The following is a 6,429-nucleotide window of genomic DNA, read 5'->3' as shown; positions in this document are numbered from 1 at the left end:
ATAAAAACTGATAATGCTTTTGCATCAATACCAAAGCTGTTGAATGGTTTGAGTTCAGAAGTTGGATTCATTACTACCTTCAGGAAAAATATAACAATAATGAAGTAAGTCTATCAGCCAGACTTAATCGTGGGTAGCAAGAATAATAAAATAAGATAATTTCGGGATCATTATGGAATGATTTACTTACTTTTCATAAGCGTCAGAAAGCAAAAAGCCACCCATTGGGTGGCTTCTTATATTTAAAACCTAGCAGTTCCCTACTCTCACATGGGGAGACCCCACACTACCATCGGCGCTACGGCGTTTCACTACTGAGTTCGGCATGGGGTCAGGTGGGACCACCGCGCTATTGCCGCTAGGTAAATTCTTTTTAAATGCCGATTATATGGTGCTGATACCCAGATTCGAACTGGGGACCTCACCCTTACCAAGGGTGTGCTCTACCAACTGAGCCATATCAGCAATATGGTGCGGTCAGTTAGTACTGACACAACCTTTAAATTTAATGTCTGGCAGTTCCCTACTCTCACATGGGGAGACCCCACACTACCATCGGCGCTACGGCGTTTCACTGCTGAGTTCGGCATGGGGTCAGGTGGGACCACCGCGCTATTGCCGCCAGACAAATTCGGTTCGTTCCCGTTCAGCGCATTTCTTCGCTAAACCAGAACATCAATCTTGAACAAGCTGCTGTGTCCGTCACCTTTCGGCTTCTCACGCATATTCGAAAACTATCTCGTCTCTCTAAAACACCTTCGGTGTTGTCAGGTTAAGCCTCACGGTTCATTAGTATTGGTTAGCTCAACGTATCGCTACGCTTACACACCCAACCTATCAACGTCTTAGTCTTAAACGTTCCTTTAGGACCCTTAAAGGGTCAGGGAAGACTCATCTCAAGGCAAGTTTCCCGCTTAGATGCTTTCAGCGGTTATCTTTTCCGCACTTAGCTACCGGGCAATGCCATTGGCATGACAACCCGAACACCAGTGGTGCGTCCACTCCGGTCCTCTCGTACTAGGAGCAGCCCCTCTCAATCTTCCAACGCCCACGGCAGATAGGGACCGAACTGTCTCACGACGTTCTAAACCCAGCTCGCGTACCACTTTAAACGGCGAACAGCCGTACCCTTGGGACCTACTTCAGCCCCAGGATGTGATGAGCCGACATCGAGGTGCCAAACACCGCCGTCGATATGAACTCTTGGGCGGTATCAGCCTGTTATCCCCGGAGTACCTTTTATCCGTTGAGCGATGGCCCTTCCATTCAGAACCACCGGATCACTAAGACCTACTTTCGTACCTGCTCGAGCCGTCACTCTCGCAGTCAAGCTGGCTTATGCCTTTGCACTAACCGCATGATGTCCGACCATGCTTAGCCAACCTTCGTGCTCCTCCGTTACTCTTTGGGAGGAGACCGCCCCAGTCAAACTACCCACCAGACACTGTCCGCACCCCGGATAACGGGGCAACGTTAGAACATCAAACATTAAAGGGTGGTATTTCAAGGTTGGCTCCACGCAGACTGGCGTCCACGCTTCAAAGCCTCCCACCTATCCTACACATCAAGGCTCAATGTTCAGTGTCAAGCTATAGTAAAGGTTCACGGGGTCTTTCCGTCTTGCCGCGGGTACACTGCATCTTCACAGCGAGTTCAATTTCACTGAGTCTCGGGTGGAGACAGCCTGGCCATCATTACGCCATTCGTGCAGGTCGGAACTTACCCGACAAGGAATTTCGCTACCTTAGGACCGTTATAGTTACGGCCGCCGTTTACTGGGGCTTCGATCAAGAGCTTCTCCTTACGGATAACCCCATCAATTAACCTTCCAGCACCGGGCAGGCGTCACACCGTATACGTCCACTTTCGTGTTTGCACAGTGCTGTGTTTTTAATAAACAGTTGCAGCCAGCTGGTATCTGCGACTGGCTTCAGCTCCATGGGTAAACCACTTCACCTAATGCCAGCGTGCCTTCTCCCGAAGTTACGGCACCATTTTGCCTAGTTCCTTCACCCGAGTTCTCTCAAGCGCCTGAGTATTCTCTACCTGACCACCTGTGTCGGTTTGGGGTACGATTAATGATAATCTAGAGCTTAGAGGCTTTTCCTGGAAGCGGGGTATGAGCTACTTCGCCACCGTAGTGACTCGTCATCAGACCTCAGCATATAGTGAACCGGATTTGCCTAATTCACCTGCCTACATCCTTAAACCGGGACAACCGTCGCCCGGCCAGCCTAACCTTCTCCGTCCCCCCATCGCAATTATCACCAGTACGGGAATATTAACCCGTTTCCCATCGACTACGCATTTCTGCCTCGCCTTAGGGGTCGACTCACCCTGCCCCGATTAACGTTGGACAGGAACCCTTGGTCTTCCGGCGTGCGGGTTTTTCACCCGCATTATCGTTACTTATGTCAGCATTCGCACTTCTGATACCTCCAGCATACCTCACAGTACACCTTCACAGGCTTACAGAACGCTCCCCTACCCAACAATATCTACATATCGCTGCCGCAGCTTCGGTGCATAGTTTAGCCCCGTTACATCTTCCGCGCAGGCCGACTCGACCAGTGAGCTATTACGCTTTCTTTAAATGATGGCTGCTTCTAAGCCAACATCCTGGCTGTCTGAGCCTTCCCACTTCGTTTCCCACTTAACTATGACTTTGGGACCTTAGCTGGCGGTCTGGGTTGTTTCCCTCTTCACGACGAACGTTAGCACCCGCCGTGTGTCTCCCGTGATAACATTCTTCGGTATTCGTAGTTTGCATCGAGTTGGTAAGTCGGGATGACCCCCTAGTCGAAACAGTGCTCTACCCCCGAAGATGAGTTCACGAGGCGCTACCTAAATAGCTTTCGGGGAGAACCAGCTATCTCCCGGTTTGATTGGCCTTTCACCCCCAGCCACAAGTCATCCGCTAATTTTTCAACATTAGTCGGTTCGGTCCTCCAGTTAGTGTTACCCAACCTTCAACCTGCCCATGGCTAGATCACCGGGTTTCGGGTCTATACCCTGCAACTCATTCGCCCAGTTAAGACTCGGTTTCCCTACGGCTCCCCTATACGGTTAACCTTGCTACAGAATATAAGTCGCTGACCCATTATACAAAAGGTACGCAGTCACACCCTAAAGGGTGCTCCCACTGCTTGTACGTACACGGTTTCAGGTTCTATTTCACTCCCCTCGCCGGGGTTCTTTTCGCCTTTCCCTCACGGTACTGGTTCACTATCGGTCAATCAGGAGTATTTAGCCTTGGAGGATGGTCCCCCCATATTCAGACAGGATAACACGTGTCCCGCCCTACTCGTCGAGTTCACAACACTAACACCTTCGGATACGGGGCTATCACCCTTTACTGCCAGCCTTTCCAGACTGTTCTCCTGATGCTAATGCTGATTAAGACTCTGGGCTGCTCCCCGTTCGCTCGCCGCTACTAGGGGAATCTCGGTTGATTTCTTTTCCTCGAGGTACTGAGATGTTTCAGTTCCCTCGGTTCGCCTCGTTTGACTATGTATTCATCAAACGATAGTGCAACGAATTGCACTGGGTTTCCCCATTCGGATATCGTCGGTTATAACGGTTCATATCACCTTACCGACGCTTTTCGCAGATTAGCACGTCCTTCATCGCCTCTGATTGCCTAGGCATCCACCGTGTACGCTTAGTCGCTTAACCTCACAACCCGAAGGTGTCTTCTTACAACGAGTGACTGTGCTTCATGATTTCGGCGTTAGTCCGTGCTCGCAATGCTCACGTACTTTAAGTACGCTGCGCTTGCTGTGCGCGGGCTGCCTTGAACTCATGTCGCTCGTCGACTCGATGCTTCAGAGAAGCACATTCAAGTTGAGATTTTTGAGAGACTCTCACATTGTTTAAGCGATAAACAATGTGCGTTGTTTTCAATTTTCAGCTTGTTCCAGATTGTTAAAGAGCATAATTGTTAAACCAACTATCTACATAATTGGCTTAATCATTATTGGGGACATCGTCTTTCACTCGATATCGGCGCAATTGGCGTCCCCTAGGGGATTCGAACCCCTGTTACCGCCGTGAAAGGGCGGTGTCCTAGGCCTCTAGACGAAGGGGACACGAAAATCACAAAAACTTTTTGCGCTTTTCATGTAAGCCCTATTCTTGCGAATAAGTCTCCCACGTATAGCCTATTGCTCTACTTTCTATCAGACAATCTGTGTGAGCACTTCACAAAAACACTTCAATGGTAAGGAGGTGATCCAACCGCAGGTTCCCCTACGGTTACCTTGTTACGACTTCACCCCAGTCATGAATCACAAAGTGGTAAGCGCCCTCCCGAAGGTTAAGCTACCTACTTCTTTTGCAACCCACTCCCATGGTGTGACGGGCGGTGTGTACAAGGCCCGGGAACGTATTCACCGTAGCATTCTGATCTACGATTACTAGCGATTCCGACTTCATGGAGTCGAGTTGCAGACTCCAATCCGGACTACGACGTACTTTATGAGTTCCGCTTGCTCTCGCGAGGTCGCTTCTCTTTGTATACGCCATTGTAGCACGTGTGTAGCCCTACTCGTAAGGGCCATGATGACTTGACGTCATCCCCACCTTCCTCCGGTTTATCACCGGCAGTCTCCTTTGAGTTCCCGACCGAATCGCTGGCAACAAAGGATAAGGGTTGCGCTCGTTGCGGGACTTAACCCAACATTTCACAACACGAGCTGACGACAGCCATGCAGCACCTGTCTCAGAGTTCCCGAAGGCACCAAAGCATCTCTGCTAAGTTCTCTGGATGTCAAGAGTAGGTAAGGTTCTTCGCGTTGCATCGAATTAAACCACATGCTCCACCGCTTGTGCGGGCCCCCGTCAATTCATTTGAGTTTTAACCTTGCGGCCGTACTCCCCAGGCGGTCGATTTAACGCGTTAGCTCCGAAAGCCACTCCTCAAGGGAACAACCTTCAAATCGACATCGTTTACAGCGTGGACTACCAGGGTATCTAATCCTGTTTGCTCCCCACGCTTTCGCACCTGAGCGTCAGTCTTTGTCCAGGGGGCCGCCTTCGCCACCGGTATTCCTCCACATCTCTACGCATTTCACCGCTACACATGGAATTCTACCCCCCTCTACAAGACTCTAGCTGACCAGTCTTAGATGCCATTCCCAGGTTAAGCCCGGGGATTTCACATCTAACTTAATCAACCGCCTGCGTGCGCTTTACGCCCAGTAATTCCGATTAACGCTTGCACCCTCCGTATTACCGCGGCTGCTGGCACGGAGTTAGCCGGTGCTTCTTCTGTCGGTAACGTCAATCGTTGATGATATTAGCATCAACGCCTTCCTCCCGACTGAAAGTACTTTACAACCCTAGGGCCTTCTTCATACACGCGGCATGGCTGCATCAGGCTTGCGCCCATTGTGCAATATTCCCCACTGCTGCCTCCCGTAGGAGTCTGGGCCGTGTCTCAGTCCCAGTGTGGCTGATCATCCTCTCAGACCAGCTAGGGATCGTCGCCTAGGTGAGCCATTACCTCACCTACTAGCTAATCCCATATGGGTTCATCCGATAGCGCAAGGACCGAAGTTCCCCTGCTTTGCTCCTTAGAGATTATGCGGTATTAGCTACCGTTTCCAGTAGTTATCCCCCTCTATCGGGCAGATCCCCATACATTACTCACCCGTCCGCCGCTCGTCAGCGAGAAGCAAGCTTCCCCTGTTACCGCTCGACTTGCATGTGTTAGGCCTGCCGCCAGCGTTCAATCTGAGCCATGATCAAACTCTTCAATTAAAAGTAGCTTGATGCTCAAAGAATGTCTTACTGACCGTAACGTTCTTTTGTTCGGCTAACTTTGTCGGCTTCGCATCGCTTACCCTCGCCGTACCTAAGTACTGTCTCGGGTTATCTCTGCTTGCCTTCGCGTTATCCTTCCAGAATAAGCGTTACTACCTTATTTCATATATATGAATTAACGTGTTAGTCACTCTTCAAGACTTAAAATCAAATATTTTTTTGATAGTGTCCTGTGAGTGCCCACACAGATTGTCTGATAAATTGTTAAAGAGCGTTGCAGCATTTCATATTGAAATTTGACCTTCTGGGTCGTTGCTGCGAGGAGGCGTATAATACGTTTTCCTCCGTGAGAGTCAAGCAATTTTTTGCTTTTTCTTTTCAGAATCTCTCGCTGCCGTTTCAGTGTTCACCGCGCTTTGCGTTGTCTTGTTCCCAGTCAGTGGATGCGCATTATAGGGAGTCAGAAAAATCTGGCAACCCCTTTTTTGCATTTTTTTTTCGTTCGCGTTTTTTTTAGCCAAAAAAGAAGTTATAAGCTAAATTGCACCCGATGATTGACTATTTCAGCAGCAATTTGTCCTTTACTCACGTAATATAGATATCCAAGAAATAAGATTTGAGATGAATTATGGAATTAAGTAAGCAACAAACGGCTTCGCAAAAAAA

2 tRNA genes and 4 rRNA genes are annotated in these 6,429 nt (G+C 49.4%); all 6 read right to left on the bottom strand.

The features are described 5' to 3' along the window. Nucleotides 1–247: 247 nt before the first annotated feature. The 6 genes from rrf (ACIO1C_RS35860) to ACIO1C_RS35835 all read right to left on the bottom strand — a co-directional run bounded on the left by rrf (ACIO1C_RS35860) (nucleotide 248) and on the right by ACIO1C_RS35835 (nucleotide 5,760). Nucleotides 248–363 (bottom strand): 5S ribosomal RNA (rrf, locus tag ACIO1C_RS35860). A gap of 26 nt (nucleotides 364–389) precedes the next feature. Continuing rightward, nucleotides 390–465: transfer RNA gene (locus ACIO1C_RS35855), tRNA-Thr, on the bottom strand. A 45-nt stretch (nucleotides 466–510) separates the two neighbouring features. Further along, nucleotides 511–626: ribosomal RNA gene (gene rrf, locus ACIO1C_RS35850) — 5S ribosomal RNA — on the bottom strand. A 142-nt stretch (nucleotides 627–768) separates the two neighbouring features. After that, nucleotides 769–3,675 (bottom strand): 23S ribosomal RNA (locus ACIO1C_RS35845). A 337-nt stretch (nucleotides 3,676–4,012) separates the two neighbouring features. After that, nucleotides 4,013–4,088: transfer RNA gene (locus tag ACIO1C_RS35840), tRNA-Glu, on the bottom strand. 132 nt (nucleotides 4,089–4,220) lie between these two features. Beyond that, nucleotides 4,221–5,760, bottom strand: a 16S ribosomal RNA gene (locus ACIO1C_RS35835). Together the 16S, 23S and 5S rRNA genes with 2 tRNA genes alongside form the textbook arrangement of a ribosomal RNA operon. Between the last annotated feature and the right edge of the window lie 669 nt (nucleotides 5,761–6,429).

Source organism: Streptomyces sp. NPDC087420, assembly GCF_044744165.1.
Classification (GTDB): Bacteria; Actinomycetota; Actinomycetes; order Streptomycetales; family Streptomycetaceae; genus Streptomyces.
This window is presented reverse-complemented; position numbering and strand designations above follow the sequence as displayed.